Origin of the sequence: Shewanella mytili, assembly GCF_046765975.1 — a bacterium.
GTDB lineage: Bacteria > Pseudomonadota > Gammaproteobacteria > Enterobacterales > Shewanellaceae > Shewanella > Shewanella mytili.
This window is the reverse complement of sequence record NZ_JBKOUD010000001.1, coordinates 529,839-546,748: the sequence shown is the minus strand read 5'-3', so window position 1 is coordinate 546,748 and position 16,910 is coordinate 529,839. Positions and strand designations below refer to the sequence as shown.

At 53.4% G+C, this 16,910-nt stretch carries 18 protein-coding genes; 11 read left to right on the top strand and 7 right to left on the bottom strand.

Going from position 1 to position 16,910, the window contains the following annotated elements; all coding sequences use genetic code 11:
- Window positions 1-9: 9 nt before the first annotated feature.
- From cbiQ to ACIDEJ_RS02425, 5 genes are all read right to left on the bottom strand, one after another.
- On the bottom strand, window positions 10-780 hold the full coding sequence (gene cbiQ, locus ACIDEJ_RS02445; protein ID WP_411986493.1) for a cobalt ECF transporter T component CbiQ: 771 nt from the start codon (window positions 778-780) through the stop codon (window positions 10-12).
- Window positions 777-1,400, bottom strand: coding sequence for a hypothetical protein (locus ACIDEJ_RS02440; RefSeq protein ID WP_411986492.1), 624 nt, complete (start codon window positions 1,398-1,400; stop codon window positions 777-779). Before ACIDEJ_RS02440 ends, cbiQ begins: the two co-directional genes overlap by 4 nt.
- Entirely contained in the window at window positions 1,387-2,046 is a 660-nt protein-coding gene (cbiM, locus tag ACIDEJ_RS02435) for a cobalt transporter CbiM (protein WP_411986491.1), read from the bottom strand. Before cbiM ends, ACIDEJ_RS02440 begins: the two co-directional genes overlap by 14 nt.
- Window positions 2,047-2,058: 12 nt before the next feature.
- Window positions 2,059-2,829 carry a DUF4198 domain-containing protein gene (locus tag ACIDEJ_RS02430; RefSeq protein ID WP_411986490.1) on the bottom strand — a complete coding sequence of 257 codons (771 nt, stop codon included), beginning with the start codon at window positions 2,827-2,829 and terminating at the stop codon, window positions 2,059-2,061.
- A gap of 177 nt (window positions 2,830-3,006) precedes the next feature.
- On the bottom strand, window positions 3,007-3,513 hold the full coding sequence (locus ACIDEJ_RS02425) for a CreA family protein (RefSeq protein ID WP_411986489.1): 507 nt from the start codon (window positions 3,511-3,513) through the stop codon (window positions 3,007-3,009).
- Between the two features lie 334 nt (window positions 3,514-3,847).
- Between ACIDEJ_RS02425 and ppk1 the strand changes: the two genes are divergently transcribed.
- The 11 genes from ppk1 to ACIDEJ_RS02370 all read left to right on the top strand — a co-directional run bounded on the left by ppk1 (window position 3,848) and on the right by ACIDEJ_RS02370 (window position 14,047).
- Window positions 3,848-5,956, top strand: a complete 2,109-nt coding sequence (gene ppk1, locus ACIDEJ_RS02420; protein WP_411986488.1) for a polyphosphate kinase 1 — start codon at window positions 3,848-3,850, stop codon at window positions 5,954-5,956.
- Window positions 5,957-6,006: 50 nt separating this feature from the next.
- A complete protein-coding gene (locus ACIDEJ_RS02415) occupies window positions 6,007-7,455 on the top strand; it encodes a Ppx/GppA phosphatase family protein (protein WP_411986572.1) in 1,449 nt (482 codons plus the stop codon).
- A gap of 280 nt (window positions 7,456-7,735) precedes the next feature.
- Window positions 7,736-8,149 carry a GFA family protein gene (locus tag ACIDEJ_RS02410; protein ID WP_411986487.1) on the top strand — a complete coding sequence of 138 codons (414 nt, stop codon included), beginning with the start codon at window positions 7,736-7,738 and terminating at the stop codon, window positions 8,147-8,149.
- 114 nt (window positions 8,150-8,263) lie between these two features.
- The gene (locus tag ACIDEJ_RS02405; RefSeq protein ID WP_411986486.1) at window positions 8,264-8,869 is read left to right on the top strand and encodes a class I SAM-dependent methyltransferase; all 606 of its coding nucleotides are present in this window, start codon (window positions 8,264-8,266) and stop codon (window positions 8,867-8,869) included.
- Window positions 8,870-8,899: 30 nt separating this feature from the next.
- On the top strand, window positions 8,900-9,454 hold the full coding sequence (locus ACIDEJ_RS02400; protein ID WP_411986485.1) for a GNAT family N-acetyltransferase: 555 nt from the start codon (window positions 8,900-8,902) through the stop codon (window positions 9,452-9,454).
- A gap of 423 nt (window positions 9,455-9,877) precedes the next feature.
- Complete coding sequence (locus ACIDEJ_RS02395; protein WP_411986484.1) at window positions 9,878-10,582, top strand: aspartate/glutamate racemase family protein; 705 nt, start codon at window positions 9,878-9,880, stop codon at window positions 10,580-10,582.
- Window positions 10,583-10,620: 38 nt separating this feature from the next.
- Complete coding sequence (locus ACIDEJ_RS02390) at window positions 10,621-11,262, top strand: LysE family translocator (RefSeq protein WP_411986483.1); 642 nt, start codon at window positions 10,621-10,623, stop codon at window positions 11,260-11,262.
- A gap of 95 nt (window positions 11,263-11,357) precedes the next feature.
- Window positions 11,358-12,884: a carboxylesterase/lipase family protein gene (locus ACIDEJ_RS02385; RefSeq protein ID WP_411986482.1), complete on the top strand. Its 1,527-nt coding sequence runs from the start codon at window positions 11,358-11,360 to the stop codon at window positions 12,882-12,884.
- A gap of 302 nt (window positions 12,885-13,186) precedes the next feature.
- A complete protein-coding gene (locus ACIDEJ_RS02380; RefSeq protein WP_411986481.1) occupies window positions 13,187-13,378 on the top strand; it encodes a hypothetical protein in 192 nt (63 codons plus the stop codon).
- A gap of 14 nt (window positions 13,379-13,392) precedes the next feature.
- Window positions 13,393-13,704, top strand: coding sequence for a hypothetical protein (locus ACIDEJ_RS02375; RefSeq protein WP_411986480.1), 312 nt, complete (start codon window positions 13,393-13,395; stop codon window positions 13,702-13,704).
- Entirely contained in the window at window positions 13,676-14,047 is a 372-nt protein-coding gene (locus tag ACIDEJ_RS02370) for a VOC family protein (RefSeq protein ID WP_411986479.1), read from the top strand. The genes ACIDEJ_RS02375 and ACIDEJ_RS02370 overlap by 29 nt, the downstream gene beginning before the upstream one ends.
- A gap of 178 nt (window positions 14,048-14,225) precedes the next feature.
- On the opposite strand, the gene ACIDEJ_RS02365 is transcribed toward ACIDEJ_RS02370, so the two are convergent.
- Both ACIDEJ_RS02365 and ACIDEJ_RS02360 read right to left on the bottom strand, forming a co-directional pair.
- Window positions 14,226-14,741 carry a hypothetical protein gene (locus ACIDEJ_RS02365; protein ID WP_411986478.1) on the bottom strand — a complete coding sequence of 172 codons (516 nt, stop codon included), beginning with the start codon at window positions 14,739-14,741 and terminating at the stop codon, window positions 14,226-14,228.
- An 18-nt stretch (window positions 14,742-14,759) separates the two neighbouring features.
- Window positions 14,760-16,898, bottom strand: coding sequence for an aldehyde ferredoxin oxidoreductase (locus ACIDEJ_RS02360; protein WP_411986477.1), 2,139 nt, complete (start codon window positions 16,896-16,898; stop codon window positions 14,760-14,762).
- Window positions 16,899-16,910 lie beyond the last annotated feature (12 nt).

Here is a 16,910-nt window from a genome sequence, read left to right as displayed (position 1 = left end):
TGCGGTCAGCTAACCGCCATATTGCCACCACTGCCATAACAAGGGCAGCAAAAACAGCAGAAATGCCAGGCTCAGCACCGCGCTGTCGCGGCGCTGCCAACGTACCGGGCTCAGTAAATGAAACGTGCCGTTAAAGCCCCTGCAACGCATGGCACCGCTGATGCGCTGAGCCCGATCCATACTGCGTACCAGCAGCATGCCCAAAAGATAGGCAAAACTGTGCCAGCTGTGCAGATTGCTGCCGGCCACAAAGCCCCGGGCTTTCATGGCAGTGCGCAAACGCTGGTATTCATCAAATAACACCCCGATGTAACGCACCGTCATCATGAACAGCTGCACCAGCTTGTCTGGCAGGCCCAACCCCGCCAAGGCATAACCGAGTTTTACCGGCTCCATGGAGCCCACCAGAGCCAGCAAGGCAAGCACGACCGCATTGCCCCGCAACAGGATGATTAGCGCCTGCGCCACCCCCTGATGGCTGACCGGCAAACCCGCCACGCTAAACCAGCGTTCGCCTGTCACCGTAAAGGGTAAAAACAGCAACACCAGCAGCATGAAGCCTTCAAACGCCAGCAACCGCTTGATGATAAGCCGCCACTGGCAACCCAGTAGCAACGTCAGCAACAATGCCATGGCCAGCATCAAGCCTAACGGCGCCAACGTGTGCAAGCACAGGGCTGCCAGGGTAAAAAACAGCGCGGCAAGCATGCGCGCACGGGGGTCGAGTGCCGAAAACCAGGCAGGCTCCAGCGCCCGGTGCTGCAGTACAAAGCCACTCATTTGGATAACTTGCGACTGCGCCACCACAGGGCGAGGCCGGTAATGCCGAAAATAAACCCTATGCCACCCAGCACATCGGATAAGCGTACCCGGTCAGCATATTGTTGCACTTCCTGGCGCAACGGCCCCACTTCTTTTGCCACGGCGGTTTGCACCACCCGTGCCAATGCCTCGGCATCCAGTGATGATGCAGAAGATGGGGCAACAGCGGCTTCGGGGGTTACAGAAGCGGGATGGGGGTGAGCATGTTCAGCCACGGCTGCAGGCTTGGTCTCTGGCACGGCCGCTATCTCCGCCGCCTTGATATCCCAGTGTGCCACATGTCCGTCCCCGGTATCCGCCTCTATGCGATAATTGGCAGCGCCGGGAATGGTAATGCGAAACTCGCCATGTTCATCCGGATTTGCCTTGGCAATCAACTGTCCCTGGTCATCCAGCACGGTTATCTCAGTGCCCGCCGCCGCAACACCGCCGGCAAAATAGGCATTGCCCACAATCTGGTTCCCCTCCACCCAGGCAAACACTTTGAGTAAATGGGCGGTTGCCGGTGTGCTGAATGCCAGCAAGACGCTCAGCAAAACCGTGGCGCACCGTCCACCACATGAGTTAATTAATCGCATGGGTTTCCTCTGCATTCATCGTGGCCGGTAATTTCTGCAATAACGCTTCCGGCGCCACCTTGGCAATAAAACCGATAATGGCACCGGTGATTAACGCTTCCACCAGCAACAACGGCAAATAGGTGATCAAAATGATTTTACCTGCTAGCAGGTATTCGCTACCGCTCAACATCAAGGCCAAACAAACCATGCCACCGGTACCCGCCACCCCAATCCCCCCGGCGGCCACACCGCAGGCAAACAGTTGCCGGGGCTGACGGGCCTGCAGCGCTTTGGACAACCAAGGTGACACTAGGTAATAACTGAGTAATGCCGGCAGGGCCATGTTCAGGCAGTTCACGCCCAGCACCAGCAACCCGCCATAACCGAAAAAAATGGCTTGCAGCAGCAATGCCACCAGTAATGCCGGCAGGGCCAGCCACCCCAACATCAACCCCATCAAACCGTTGAGCAGCAAGTGCACACTACTGGGCCCTACGGGCACCGCCACCAGCGAGGCAATGAAAAAACAGGCCGCCAGCACTGCCGCTTGGGGCAAGCGCTCATAGTCAAGGCGGCGCATGGCATACCCTACCGCCGCCACGGTGATGACAGCGCCGGAAATCAATACCGGTGCCGACAACACCCCTTCCGGAATATGTGCCATAACTGCCAGCTCCTAATGCATGTCGCGGGTGAATACCCAGATAAGGCCACCGCGCTCAACCGGCACGTCCTGCCCCTGGGGATTTTTCATCGGCTGATCATCTTCCAGCAATGCCGCAAAGCCCCACCATCCGGCTTTGGGCATGACATAACTGAAAGTGCCATTGGCATCTGCGCGCACCACCTGGGTGATATAGGGGTCAGCCGGCGGCGTTACGCTGCCGTCATTCATCCATTCCACTTCCACCTCGGCAAAGGGCACCGCCTTACCGTGATGGGTCACAATCCCTTGAAACAAATTGCCGCTCCACAGGCCGAACGGCCGGGTCAGCGGGATAATCTCCACCGGGAGGCCCACCGGGGCATCCCAGTTGTCTTCCATGCCGAAGGCATCCACCACCACTTTGGTGTAATGCACAATCATTTTCCCTTCCGCCGGTTCCCAATAAGGCGCCGGCTCCAGATAGAACAGGTAATCCCCCGGGCGTTTAATCTGATAGGTGGCATTGAACATCTGCACGCCCTGCTGCTGCACCGGGTTCAGGGACGCGCGCAAATCCGTGTTGCCATCAGGGCCCAGCACGCCAAACCGTGTTGGCATGGCCATCTGCATCAAGGGGCCTTGCGACATGGGGTGGGTAAATTGCAGGGTTAACCCCAACTGGCGCTGCGATGGTTCAGAAACAATATCATGGGAGGGGATCAGTGTTTGAAAATGTGCCTGGCTACCTAGGGAAAACAGCAAAGTGGCCACAGACAACGTCTGCAAGAGAGGTTTTAACATCAAAAACTCCGGGAATTGATACGGGCCGACAACACACCGATATTACAAAAATGAGATTCGTAACACACAATACCACCGAGCACTGACAAGCGTCATCCATCAGCGATGTCTGTAGCAACAGTAACATGGCAGAATCCAACCCAGGTCACATTCTCAGCCCATGCAAGTGCATGCCAGCTAACGTGGTGTCACGGCCGAACTGCCACCCGCGGCCGCATGGGGGCGCGGCTCCCAGGCGGCAGTGCCCCATAACGGCACACTGGAAAGCGCATGCTTGTGGCTGCCTTTCACTTCTTTGGTGGAATATGACAGATATAACAGGGTTTGATGTGCACTGTCATAAATCCGTCTTACCTTGAGGCGCTTGAACAACACGCTTAACGATTCACTGAACACCACCTCGCCCGCCTTGCGCTTGTCAATGGTGGCAATATCCGCCGCGGTAATCGGGCCGGTTTGGCGACAGGCAATGCTCATGTCTGACGGATCGGCCAAATCCAGATTGGCTTCCACCCGGCTAATGTGACAGGTCACCCCCGGCACTTTCGGATCGGTCACGGCATCAATCACCACATCCTTGGTGGTAAACCATCCCAGGCTGACCTCGCCCACATTGTCGCCACAACCGCTAACAAGCAGTGCCAGCGATAACAGCCCGCCCGTTACAAATATGCCTTTGTTCATGATTTCCCTCCGGTTTATGCCATGGCCGATTGTTTGAAAATTGTTATATGCTTTTGGGTTACACGTTTACAGATAATGACCTCACTGCCATAATTCTCTGCGGTTATCCTGTCGCAATGTCATATTGTCGCAATAAAAATGTCATTTAGACGCTATTTGTCATTTTTCATTCACAAAAGCTTGCTAGCCTTGCGATGCTGCATCCGGTGCCATGCCGACGTCCCGCCAATCTGTGTTCAAGACGCCCATCCCGGATGGTATTACTATGTTCATTTAATCCGGCAGTTGGAAGTGGCTATCGCCCGGCCGGAATTATGCCCTTAAGGAGTCTGCGGTGTCCCCTTCCACTGAAAAGTTTTCTCTGGATAAAGAACTATCTTGGCTGTCTTTCAACGAACGCGTATTGCAAGAGGCTGCGGATAATTCCGTCCCGCTGGTGGAGCGAGTGCGTTTTCTCGGCATCTACTCCAATAACATGGATGAGTTTTTCCGGGTGCGGGTGGCAGAAGTGCGCCGCGCCACTCTGTTATCCAGCCTCAAGGACGGCCGTAGCGACAGCCGCCACCTGATGGCCAAAATCCAGACCAAAGTGCTGTTGCTGCAAGAGCGCTTTGATGCCATTTACGTTGAGCTGATGCGTGAACTGGCGCGGCGCAACATTTTCCTGATTAACGAGCAGCAACTGAGTGAATTCCACAGCCAGTGGCTGAAAAAATACTTCCGGGATCACCTCAAGCGCCACATTACCCCGTTGATTGTGCATAAAAATTCCGATTTGATAAAACACATCAACGACGACACCACCTATCTGGCGGTGTGCTTTTACACTAAAACCCAGCGCCAGTACGCCTTGGTGGAAGTGCCCACCAAAAACGTGGAACGCTTTGTTCAGTTACCGCCGGAAAAAACTAAAGCCCGCAAGCACTTAATCTTGCTGGACAATATTATCCGCCACTGCATGGATGATCTGTTTTCCCCCTTCTTCCAATACGACAGCATGGATGTGTATTCCATGAAGTTCACCCGGGATGCGGATTTCGACATCAATGACGAGCTGGAACAAAGCCAGCTGGAAAAACTCACCAAGGGCCTGAAACAGCGTTTGACCGCTGAGCCGGTACGGCTGGTTTACGACCGGGACATGCCGGAACACATGCTGGCCATGCTGACCGAACAGCTCAACATCTCCAATACCGAATGCGTGATCCCCGGCGGCCGTTACCACAGTTTCAAGGATTTTATCGGCTTTCCCAACCCTGGCCGCAAATACCTGGAAAACACCCCGGTGCCAGCGCTGGACAGTGTGCACTTCAACCGCTGTCATAACTATTTTGAGGCCATTCGCCAGCAAGACATCATGTTGTGCTACCCGTACCACAAGTTTTCCCACTTTACGGAGCTGGTGCGCCAGGCCGCCTATGACCCGGCCGTGAAGTCCATCAAAATCAACCTGTACCGGGCCGCCAAAAAATCCCGGGTGATCCAGTCGCTGATAGATGCGGTGAAAAACGGCAAGAAAGTGACGGCGGTCATTGAGCTGCGCGCCCGTTTTGATGAACAGGCCAACATTGAATGGAGCAAAGTCCTGGCGGAAGCTGGCGTGCGGGTACACCACGGCATTCCGAGTTTGAAAATCCACTCCAAGCTGTTTTTGGTGGGCCGGGAAGAACAAGGGGAAATGAAGTTATACAGCCATATCGGTTCCGGTAACTTCAACGAAAGCACTGCCAAGATTTACACCGACATTTCGCTGTTTACCGCCGATCAACATGTAGGACGGGAAGTGGCACAGGTGTTTGAACTGATTGAACATCCCTATCGGCGCTTTGACTTCAAGCAACTGGTGGTGTCGCCCTATAACGCCCGCAGTAAAATCCTGTCGCTGATTGATGATGAAATCAAGCAGGCCAAGTCCAACCGCAAGGCCGGCATCACCTTGAAGCTCAACAACCTGGTGGATGAAATGCTGATCCAGAAGCTCTACGAAGCCTCTGCTGCCGGGGTGAAAATCCGTTTGCTTATCCGCGGCATGTGCTCGTTAATTCCGCAAATTCCCGGGATCAGCGACAACATTTTTGTCATCAGTATTGTGGACAGGTTTCTGGAGCACTCGCGCCTGATGCTGTTCCATGCCGGCGGAGAGCAGCACTTGTATTTGTGCTCAGCCGACTGGATGACCCGCAACATTGATAACCGGGTGGAAGTCAGCGTGAAAATCAACGACCCTGCCCTGAAAAAAATGCTGATGGAGATGCTGGCCATCCAGTTCCGGGATAACACCAAGGCCCGGATGATTAACAAAGATCAATCCAACCCCTACCGTACCCGGGGTAACCGGCGTAAGGTGAGATCGCAGATTGCGGTTTACCAGTATCTGGTGAATTATGAAAAAAAATGCCAACAACTGATTGACCAACAGACAGCTAACGAACCAAACACCTAACGGGAGTGGAGAAATTGAGCGAGGTTGCACAACACTTTGTTGCCGTGGACATGGGATCCAACAGTTTTCATCTGGTGATTGCCAGAGAACAGGACGGCAGCATTCAAATCCTGCACAAAGAAAAACAACTCGTGCAGTTGGCCGACGGACTGGATAACAACAATGTGCTCAATGATGCGGCAATAAAGCGCGGCCTGGGTTGCTTGCTGGAATTCAAGCAACGCTTTTCTGACCTGCCCCTGCCCCAGGTGCGCATGGTGGCCACCTACACGCTCAGGGTGGCCAAAAACCGCGAAGCCTTTCTGGAAGCGGCCAAGGAGATTATTCCCTATCCCATCGAGGTGGTCTCCGGCCATGAAGAGGCGCGTCTTATCTATAGCGGTATTGCCCATACCCAGGTACTGGCCGGGCAAAACCTGGTTATCGACATTGGCGGCGGCTCCACCGAGGTGGTACTTGGCAGCCGCACCCGTGCCAGTTCCCTCTCAAGCCTGCGTTGCGGCTGTGTCAGTTACAACCAGCGTTTTTTCAAGGATGGCATCATTACCGCCGAGTCCTTTAATGCCGCGCTCAGTGCGGCTGACAAACAGTTTGCCTCGCTGTCAAAAGAGTATTTCACGAGTAACTGGGATCTCACCCTGGGAAGCTCGGGAACCGTCAAGGCCATTTGCGAAGCCCTGCTGCAGCACTTTGGTGACGATACCGTTACCCTGCCCCGACTCAAGCAGCTGAAACAGAAGATGATAAGCTGGGGTCACATCCATAACATCCAGCTGGATAACGTGGACAGCAAGCGCTCGCCGTTGCTGCCCGCCGGGCTTGCCATCCTCATCAGTTTCTTCCGCCGCCTGCCGGTGAGCTCACTGGAATTTGCCAGCGGTGCCCTGCGTGAAGGGGTGTTATATGAACTGGCGGGCATCGGCACATACAGCGACGTGCGTCAGCGCACGGTAGACAGCATGGCCCAGCTTTACCACATCGACTGGCAACACGCCGAAAAAGTGCGGCTTACCGCCATGACGCTGTTTGACGGGGTAGCTGACAGCTGGAAGCTCAAAGAACACCGGCACACCCTGGAATATGCCGCCATTTTGCATGAAACCGGCATTCACATCAGCTCCCGCGCCCACCATAAACACGGCGCCTACATCATAGCCAACAGTGACATGCCCGGCTTTGGTGAGCAGCAGCAACAATTGCTGGCTCGCCTGATTGGCAACCACCGCAAAAAGCTGGATCTGGAACGCCTGGAACTGCTGGATGATGGGGAAAAACACCTGTCCATTCGCCTGATTGCCTTGATAAGACTGGCGGTATTGTTAAATCTGGGACGTATTGCCAGCAGCATTCACATCAGCAGTGTCACCGCCACCGACAACGGCCTGAAACTGGCGCTCAAAGAGCCCAAACACCGCATCAGCCTGTTTGTCAAAGACTTGCAGCGGGAGCAAAAGCAGCTTGCCAACGTGGGATTCGACCTGCAATACCGCTTTGCCTGAAGCGCCCGCAACGTATGCTCGGGGCCTGGTGGCCCCGGCAACGCACAAAGCAGACTAACCCCGCCTGACGGGTATCGCCGTATATCCTGATGCGGTAGCCAGAATGCCTGTAATAATTCAAGGATTTCAAACCAACCCTCTTCTTTGGCAGGCACTGTCGTTGCTATACTGGCCAGCCTCTGATGCGGCCCGCCCCGTTGGGCAGTGACGCTGCCTGAAACCGCATCAACCGTTCGTGTATGGCCTTAGCGGATTTATCATCTATTACAAGGAGTTTGCAATGACAGTCAGCCGTGGCGCCTGTTTGTGTGGTACCGTCACTTTTGAAATCACCGGCCATTATGACCGCTTTTTATTATGTCACTGCAGCCGTTGCCGCAAAGACAGCGGCTCAGCCCATGCGGCCAATCTGTATTCTTTCAGTGCCCAATTGCATTGGTTGAGCGGCGAAGATGCCGTCACCCATTTCCAGTTGCCAGGCACACTCCACGGCAAGAGTTTTTGTCGCCATTGCGGTTCGGCGCTCCCCATGCGGCAAATGCACGGCAAATTACTGGTGGTGCCGGCCGGTTGCCTTGACAGCGTGCCAGACATCACCCCTGAAGCCCATATTTATACCGACAGCAAAGCCCACTGGGATCAGCAGTTAGCCAGCTTGCCGGAAATTGCAGCGCTGCCCAACAAACTCAGATAAATCCTTATCAAGGCTTGTCTGCGCCAACCCGGCGCTGTTATAACAAAGGCATGGCGCGGAATATCATGCCGTGGTTCCGCCCCTCAAGGACAAGCCACAAAAGGACAGGCCAAAATGAGTCAAGATTACTTTTCCCACAAAGCGCACCTCTATGAGCAGGACAATCACCGGGTTGACAACGTGGGGAACATTGCCGATGCCATCTGCCGCCAGCTGACACTTACCCCCGAGATGCAGCTGCTGGATTTTGGTGCCGGCACCGGTTTGCTGCTGGCCCGCATTGCGCCCAAAGTGGCCCGGATAACGGCGGTGGACATATCAGCCTCGATGAATCGGCAATTGGCCCAAAAACGCGCCCAGTTACCCTGTGAACTCACCATCATTCAAACCAATCTGGAACATGCGGATATTCCCGGCCGCTTTGACGGCATTATTTCTTCAATGACCATGCACCACATTACGGATATTGACGCCATGTTTGCCAAATTCCGGCGCATGCTGGTGCCGGGCGGCTTTATTGCCATTGCCGATCTGGACAAAGAGGATGGCAGTTTCCACACTGATGATACCGGTGTGCAGCATTTCGGTTTTGAACATGACGAGATTGCCAATGCCGCACACCATGCCGGATTCAGCCAGGTACGGGTAAGCAATGTCAGTGTGGCCCGCAAGCCCCACGGCGATTACCCGGTATTCCTGCTCACCGGCATCAACGATTGACACCTTGCCTGTTGCTTGGGAGTGATTCATATGTTCATGGTCAAACAGCAGCCCCGCATTTCCAGCCAACGCCTGTTATTGCGGCCTTTTGAGCACAGCGACATTACCACCGTTGCCTACTTGGCCAATGACAGGGAAATTGCCGATAACACCCTGAACATTCCCTACCCTTATGGCCAAGAGGATGCCCGCATTTGGCTAGAGTTGCTCAGCCAACTGGCCCAATGCGGCGACAGTTACAGCTGGGCCATCACCTTGCGGGATGACCAGCGCCTGATTGGCGCCATCAGCCTGACCTCCCTTGGGCACCAACAGGCAGAAACCGGCTATTGGATTGGCCAGGCATACCGGCGCCAGGGATATTGCTCAGAAGCGCTGCAAGCACTGCTAAGTACTGCCGCCAGCACATACCGGTTGCAAACGGTCAGTGCCGTACATTTGCGCAGCAACCCCGCATCCGGCCATGTCATGCGCCGCGCCGGCATGCATCATGTGGCAGAAGAGCGTCGCCCAGACAGTCAGGGCAATAGTGTGCCGGTTGATATTTACCGCATCACGCTGCCACAGGCATCATCCCTGGCATAAATTCATCCCCCGCGTTACCTGCCAGCGCAATGGCTTAGCGTTATGGCGGCAACCGTGTGGCACCAACAGTGAAACATCATCCCATAACAACACCACCCATGATGGCCATCACCCATGGCCATACCCCGTGATGCCCCTAACAAAGTCACATCACAATCACTCACGCCACACTTTTGCCATATTAAAAACTGGCAAAAAGGCGTTGCATTTAACGATAGCGCTAAAAAATATGCAAAATAACGGTTGTTTTCACTGATATTTACTGATCAATACAAACAATTTCACTGATTTTTCATCATACCCCTTGCTTTTTATCCCCGAAATACGGTGTCATGCCACTTATGGCAACCGATGGCGGCAGAGGCAACCCTCGCACCGGCCCGGGGTTGCCATGCCACACCATTGCAGTCTGACAGGAAACAAATGAAAACTATCGGGTTACTCGGCGGCATGAGCTGGGAAAGTACGCAAAGCTATTACCGTTTAATCAACCAGGGGGTGAATGCCCGGCTCGGCGGCCTGCATTCGGCCGAATTGGTGCTTTACAGCGTGGATTTTGCCCCCATTGAAAAATTGCAGCACCAGGGCGAGTGGGCCCAGACCGCTGCATTACTGAGCCATGGCGCCCAGCAAATAGAAAAAGCCGGGGCGGATGCCTTGCTCATCTGTACCAACACCATGCACAAGGTGGCGGATGAGATTGCAAGCGCCATCCGCATTCCATTACTGCACATTGCCGATGCCACCGGTGAAATACTGCAGCAACGTGGAGTGAAAACCGTCGGACTGCTGGGTACCGCCTTTACCATGGAGCAGGATTTTTACCGTGCCAGATTGCAGCAAAAATTCGGCCTTGAGGTACTCGTGCCCCCTGCCGAGCAGCGCCAAACCGTGCATCGCATCATTTACGACGAGTTATGTGCCGGCAAGATTGTTCCGGCTTCCAAAACCGCCTATCTGCAGATCATGGATGCGCTGGCAGCCCGTGGCGCCGAAGCCGTGATTTTGGGCTGCACCGAAATCGGCCTGTTGGTGCAGCAGCAAGACACGGCCATTCCCCTGCTGGACACCACGGAAATCCATGCCGCCAAGGCCGTGGCATTTGCCCTGGAAACACCCACCCCTTAACCGCCTGCACCCGGCGAAGAATCGTCAAGGAAAAGATGATGTTTGGTACACATGATATTGCGCTTTTTATGCTGTCAGGCTTGTTGCTCAACCTGACGCCCGGCCCGGATAACCTGTTGATTGTCAGCAAGAGCGCCGCCCAGGGCTGGCGGGCCGGATGCATGGCGGCACTGGGCATTGCCAGTGGCGTGCTGCTGCACATTACCGCCGCCGCACTGGGGCTGTCTGCCATTCTGGCCAGTTCTGCCACCGCGTTCACCTTGGTGAAAGTTGTTGGCGCTGCCTACCTGATTTACATTGGCGTCAAGGCCTTGCTGGCAAAATCCAAGCAAGCGGATGATGGACTGTCGGTTGCCAAATGCGCCCCGGTCAGTTTGCGAAAAACCTACATGCAAGGAGTGCTGACCAACGCGCTGAACCCCAAAATCGCGCTGTTTTTCCTGGCATTCATGCCCCAATTCATCAGCCAGGATGCCGAACAAAAAGCGTTGGCATTTTTGCTGCTCGGACTGATTTTTGAGTTCAACAGCATGATTTACTGCATGTTGCTGGCAGTGATTGCCGATATGGCCAGCCGACGTTTTCAGGGCCGGCAGCAACTGGCCAACGTGCTCAACAAACTGGTGGGTACCTTGTTTGTCTCCTTGGGGGTCAAACTGGCGCTGGCCAGCCGCGGCTAACGCCGTCACGGGAGAATCCGGCATCTTTTGTCCGTTTATTGTATGATTGGACGATTTTTTTAGATGTGGGTGATACGCCCGTAAGAGGTGATTGCATGAATCTGCTGAAATGGACGGCAGCACTTTGCTGTTTAGCCGCAGCTGCCGTGGCCAGTGCCAAACCCGGCCCGATAGTACAAATCCAGTCAGGCCGTATTGAAGGGATGCAACAGCACAATGTGGATGCGTTTCTGGGCATTCCCTACGCCAAAGCCCCGTTGGGAGATCTGCGCTGGCAACGCCCATTAACCGCCGTTGCCTGGCGCGGCATCAAAAAAGCCGTTGCCTTCGGCCCAAGCTGCATGCAGGCGCCAGCAGCCACACCGGGCGTCACTTTGCCCGGCAATTACAGCGAAGACTGCCTGACACTGAATGTGTGGCGCCCGAGCCACTCAAAAGGCCCCGCACCGGTAATGGTCTGGTTTCATGGCGGCGGTTTGGTCAATGGCGGCAGTGCAGCCCCCCAATATGACGGCAGCGCCTTTGCCCGGGCGGGGGTCATGTTTGTCAGCATTAACTATCGCCTTGGGCGCCTTGGCTTTTTTGCCCATCCGGCCATGGACGGCAACATGTTTGTGGGTAATTTTGGTTATACCGACCAGATTAAAGCCCTGCGCTGGGTGCAGGACAATATCATCCAGTTTGGGGGCAATCCCCGTAACATCACCCTGTTTGGTGACGAAGCCGGAGGCTATGCGGTGCATGCACTGCTCAGCAGCCGCTTTGGCCGGGATCTGTTTCAAAAAGCCATTATCCAGTCTGGCAACGGCCGCTACAGCCCGGCAGGCGCACAAAGCTGGGAGCAGGCAAAAGCCGCAGGCATGGCCTTTTCCCAACGCCAGCAGATTAACGGCAGCGATAAAATTGCGCTGCAAGCCTTACGTAAGTTACCGGCCAACGTGATAACCGGAGATCTCAACCTGCAAACCCTGGCGAAAAATCGCCTGACCTACTCCGGGCCGATGATTGACGGTCAGGTAGTGGAAAAATCCCCCCAGGATGCTTACCGCAAAGGGGATTTTGCCCGGGTGCCGCTGTTAATCGGCACCGATGGCCGCATGGCTGGCAACCGGATGACGCCAGCCCCCATAACCACTGATCGGCAAACACTGCTGGCGCAATTTGCTGCCGATAGCACTGCCGCCAGCCGCGCCTATGGCGCCATTGAGGATGACCATACCCTGGCGCAGCGGATTGCCCTGCAGAAAACGCAACTGGAACCCACCCGTTTTGTGGCGCGCACCTTTGCCAACCGCCAAACCCCGGTATGGCAATACCGCTTTGCCTATCAACCTGAACATCTTGCAACCAATTCTCTCGGCGCGCTGCCGTTCATTTTCAACACCCTGCCAAGCGTCAGCAAGCAGGTATCAGAACATGACCAACAACTTGCCCATATGTTGTTGCAATACTGGGTCAACTTTGCCAAAAACGGCGACCCCAACGGTGACACCTTGCCCACATGGCAGCCCTATAACAGCGCCAAGGACAATATTTTATCCATTAACCGCCTGGGGGTAACCGCCATGCAAACAGACCCGCAGCAAGCCCAACTGGATTTGATTGAAAAACGGCAACCCTAATGCTTGCGCGACCATCATGGTGATCAGGAACGGGGATTTGAGTACGGCAACCGGGTCGATTAAATGCACGGATGCAAGGGCTTGTGCAAGCGCCCTTGCGGGTGGGAGGTGTTATCCATGGGCATTTTTCGATTAACCGTGCTCGTGCTCTCGGCATCATTTTGCCAGCGTGTTTATCAATCAACAGCTTGCTAAAAGCGCAACCGAGATAATGGATTTATGCAATGGGCATGCGTATTTTGCAAAATATATGCGCACTATAAAATTTTAAGCCTTCTCAATGAATCTGAAACGGAGTTTCAATGTCAATTTCAACAATAAGCAGTTCTATTACAAGGATTCAAAAAGAAATAGCAGACCTTCACCACAAGATCAGCTTAGAAACAAAAAAAGAGAGTGACTTGGGTAATCGAATTGGTCAGATAAACAGAAGCATCACTAAAAGCACACCGGCATCGACTTTGAAAACCGAGAGTATAAAAAAATCTGTGTAAGTGGCATTCTTCCCATGTACTTCAAAGGAATGACGAATGCCAATATCAGACCAGCTTATCGATCGACTCCGCAAGCTGTCACGATTTTTGTAACGGAAAACGGCTATTCAATCAACACCTCGGATGAAGCGCTGAACTCAGCCGAATTGGAAAGCAAGCTGAAACAACTCAAGTTGTCATTGGTCACGTTAAATGTTGATTATTGTGCGGGCTCCGTTATGGTTGTTGGGGTTTATGTAGCACTTGCAAATGCCAACCCTTCAGTTAAAGATGTTCACCTAAAAGCAAGTGGCGGCCATGAACACAGCAAATGCAAAAACGCATAATCGGGTAGCCGGAGGTATCAGATATTCAATGAAGTTCAATCATTTAGGTATACCAACAACTGAACGGTTCGAGGGCGAAATAGACTTGCCTCACTTAAAGATGACCGTATCGGATCATGAAAATAATCCTTATGGCATTCAGTGGCAACGCTACTGGGCTGATGCGCCATATCCTGAGTTGGTAAAAACCATTCCGCATGTGGCTTTTGAAGTTGATGATTTATTGGCAGAAATCAAAGGCAAAAAAGTGATTATTGCACCCAATTCGCCAAGTAAAGGTTTAATGGTAGCGTTTATTGAAGTGAATGGCGCTCCTGTTGAGTTGATGGAATACGCTAAGTAGCCTGAAAGATATGGTTCAAACCAGCCTAAAGATAACATTGCAATGCACATGATGATTTACATGACAAGGCTGCCAGTCACCACAAATCACCCAATGAAAAAAGGCCGCTCAATGAGCGGCCAAAGATATAAGTATCGTCCCTGATTAACAATTACAACGATGTGAAAAAGGTATCACTTCAACACGACCACTCATCCGGGTCGTAGTCGGCCAGAACTTTTGCGTATCCGGCATTTAAACCACGGGTAGAATAAAAATAGCCTTCACCGGCAGCGTTGGTGGCATAAGCCACATCGCAATAATCCGGATCGGCAGCCAGCTGTTCCCGTAATGCGTCCTGTCCTTCCCTGTCCAGTTCATAAGGCTTGTAGCCCAGCACTGACGCTTCCAGTACCGCATTGTGGCGACAGCTTGCCTCACGGACCTGGCTGGCCAGTGTGGCAAGGGTTTCCCCCCGCCGGATGGCCAGCCAACGATCGGCATAACTTTCAACAATATGTTTGCTGGAGAAAAAATAATGTTCCTCCACGGAGGGTCGCATGCAGATATCGGCAAATTCAGGCGCCAGAATCAACTGAATATACTGCCCAACCACATCGTCCTCTTCAGGCTCTGCCTCCTGGCCGATCACCGCTGCCAGTTGCGGCAGGGTGACCAGTCGTCCGTGTTGGCTAAAGAGTCTGATGTATTTCACCAGATCCTGCATTCTCTACTACTCCGATAACAAACCACTGGCTTCCAGTCTGTCCGCAACTTCTTTCAGATCGAATTTTTCCAGGGTGGCACGGGTTGGTACACCGGTGTCTTCATTCCAGCCCCATTCTTTATAGAACATGGTCAGCGCGGTCTGAATGTCTTCACGGTCCATCTTGATGGTGCCTTGATCACCGAAGTTTTTATCTGAGTCCATGTCATAAACCCAGTCAGACAAGACATCGTGATCACGACGCAGGTTATTGGACTGCATTTCCCATGCGGTAAAGGCGCGGTGCCATTGCACGATGCGTTCTGCCTTGAAGTCCAATTCTTCTTCGGTCACTTTGTCACCGGTGATCAACGAGTACATTTGCGCCTCGATGGTGGTGTCACCACGATATTTTTTGTTTTTATCGGGTGAAGTAACCAGCGGGAATACCCAGTTACAGATGGTCAGTGAATCATGCAGCATGTTCTTGACCACACTCCATTTGGCGAACCTTACCTTGCCCAGGTTGATGGGGGAGTACCATTTCACCGGATCAAAGGCGCCTTCACCAAACATCTCGTCACACATGTCAGACAGCATGTCATGCGGCAGACCGGCATTGACGATATTGATATGGGAGTGACACATAGGGTCGCGGTTGAAGATGACGTTAATCAGTGCCCCTACCTGGCCGGCGGTTTCGCTGGCGTGGTGCAATGCATGGCGCATGCTGCGGTTAAACAGGTGCACGCCGTGTTCGGCATAGATGTTCCAGTTATCAATGGCAGGGTTGTTGCCTTCAAGGCCCAACTTAACAATGTAACTGACGGGGTCGCCCATCATCTTGCCGACGATATTCTCGTGAGAATAGTCGTTAGGGAACGCCACGCGTTTATACAGATCCACCAGGAATTCAGGCTGTTTGTCTTCCCAGAGTTTCCAAGGAATGTCGTCAAACTCTTCTTTGGAAAGCAGTTTTTCAAACAAACCGGCTTTCTTCATGGCTTTGAACATATGATGGGTCATGCCATAGCCGCAGAAGATGCCGTAGTCATCACGCAGGTAGCCGCCTGCTGTGGCCGCCAAGGCATATTCTTCGGTGTTTTTTTCTGTGGGCAACAAATAGTTACTCCAGATAAAGCCGCCGCAAGTGTTGGTGAAGTATTCAGATTTGAAGTGGAAACGACTCTTCAGCTCTGGCACTTTCAGTTCACAATAGCAACGGATTGGGCAAGCATGGCAGCCCCCCATACGTTTCAGCCATTTATTGGTGTATTCCACCCCTACGTACATTTCTGCCATGGAGCAGCGGTAGCCGATACGGTTTTTTTGATCCCAGGCCACTTCGCCCAGCTCTACCGGCTCATCAGCAGCGCCCCAGGTAATTTCATCACGGGCTTTCCAACGGCTGCTGGAGCAATAGTATTCAGCCCAGCTCTGTGGAGTGGATGGCACCACGTGGTTATTGTTGGAGCCGATAATCCCCAGGATGTGGTCGTCAAGTTGACGCATTTCTTCATTGCTGGCAACAATGGGGCAAACACCGGTACCCTTAATGCCCACACCTTTCAGTTTTTTGGCACCCATTACCGCACCGTGGCCGCCTGAAGCATGGCCACCTGGGCACATGAAGCCTGACATGGGTACCAGGTTTTCACCGGCCTGACCGATGGCAAATACCTGAGCGCCCTGCGCCATTGCCTGGGTGATGGCCGCGTTACTGTCGTAAGTGCCTTTACCCCAGATACCGGTAGCGGATTCAATGCGAACCTTGTCATCTTCAATGCGGATCCACACGGGAGACTGGGCAGCCCCCACAACGGCAAGCGCATCGTAACCGGCATATTTGAGTTCTGGGCCGATATGGCCACCAATGTGACCATCAGTGATAAGGTGCCCAGGAGTAGCAGGGCTTCTGGATGTCACGGTCATACGGCCGGAGCAAATCGCGCCTGAGCCGGTCAATGGCCCAACGGAGTAAACGATAACGTTTTCAGGATCCAAGCCTGTCCGTCCAACGGCATCGTGATCCCAAAGGATTTTATAACCGATACCTGAACCGCCAAGGCATTTGATATATTTTTCTGTGGGCTCAGTCCAAATTTCATTAGTGGTCAAATCGACCCACAAAACCTTACCAGCCCATCCGCCGAAATTCATAGTCATTGTTTTTACCTC

Bases quoted from the DNA above. Each gene is read 5' to 3' on its own strand.
- ACIDEJ_RS02385 (WP_411986482.1), top strand. From the start codon at position 11,358: ATGAATCTGCTGAAATGGACGGCAGCACTTTGCTGTTTAGCCGCAGCT.
- ACIDEJ_RS02405 (WP_411986486.1), top strand. From the start codon at position 8,264: ATGAGTCAAGATTACTTTTCCCACAAAGCGCACCTCTATGAGCAGGAC.
- ACIDEJ_RS02390 (WP_411986483.1), top strand. From the start codon at position 10,621: ATGTTTGGTACACATGATATTGCGCTTTTTATGCTGTCAGGCTTGTTG.
- cbiQ (WP_411986493.1), bottom strand. From the start codon at position 780: ATGAGTGGCTTTGTACTGCAGCACCGGGCGCTGGAGCCTGCCTGGTTT.
- ACIDEJ_RS02410 (WP_411986487.1), top strand. From the start codon at position 7,736: ATGACAGTCAGCCGTGGCGCCTGTTTGTGTGGTACCGTCACTTTTGAA.
- ACIDEJ_RS02380 (WP_411986481.1), top strand. From the start codon at position 13,187: ATGTCAATTTCAACAATAAGCAGTTCTATTACAAGGATTCAAAAAGAA.
- ACIDEJ_RS02440 (WP_411986492.1), bottom strand. From the start codon at position 1,400: ATGCGATTAATTAACTCATGTGGTGGACGGTGCGCCACGGTTTTGCTG.
- ACIDEJ_RS02395 (WP_411986484.1), top strand. From the start codon at position 9,878: ATGAAAACTATCGGGTTACTCGGCGGCATGAGCTGGGAAAGTACGCAA.
- ACIDEJ_RS02415 (WP_411986572.1), top strand. From the start codon at position 6,007: ATGGGATCCAACAGTTTTCATCTGGTGATTGCCAGAGAACAGGACGGC.
- ACIDEJ_RS02430 (WP_411986490.1), bottom strand. From the start codon at position 2,829: ATGTTAAAACCTCTCTTGCAGACGTTGTCTGTGGCCACTTTGCTGTTT.
- ACIDEJ_RS02400 (WP_411986485.1), top strand. From the start codon at position 8,900: ATGTTCATGGTCAAACAGCAGCCCCGCATTTCCAGCCAACGCCTGTTA.
- ACIDEJ_RS02370 (WP_411986479.1), top strand. From the start codon at position 13,676: ATGAACACAGCAAATGCAAAAACGCATAATCGGGTAGCCGGAGGTATC.
- ACIDEJ_RS02360 (WP_411986477.1), bottom strand. From the start codon at position 16,898: ATGACTATGAATTTCGGCGGATGGGCTGGTAAGGTTTTGTGGGTCGAT.
- ACIDEJ_RS02425 (WP_411986489.1), bottom strand. From the start codon at position 3,513: ATGAACAAAGGCATATTTGTAACGGGCGGGCTGTTATCGCTGGCACTG.
- cbiM (WP_411986491.1), bottom strand. From the start codon at position 2,046: ATGGCACATATTCCGGAAGGGGTGTTGTCGGCACCGGTATTGATTTCC.
- ACIDEJ_RS02375 (WP_411986480.1), top strand. From the start codon at position 13,393: ATGTACTTCAAAGGAATGACGAATGCCAATATCAGACCAGCTTATCGA.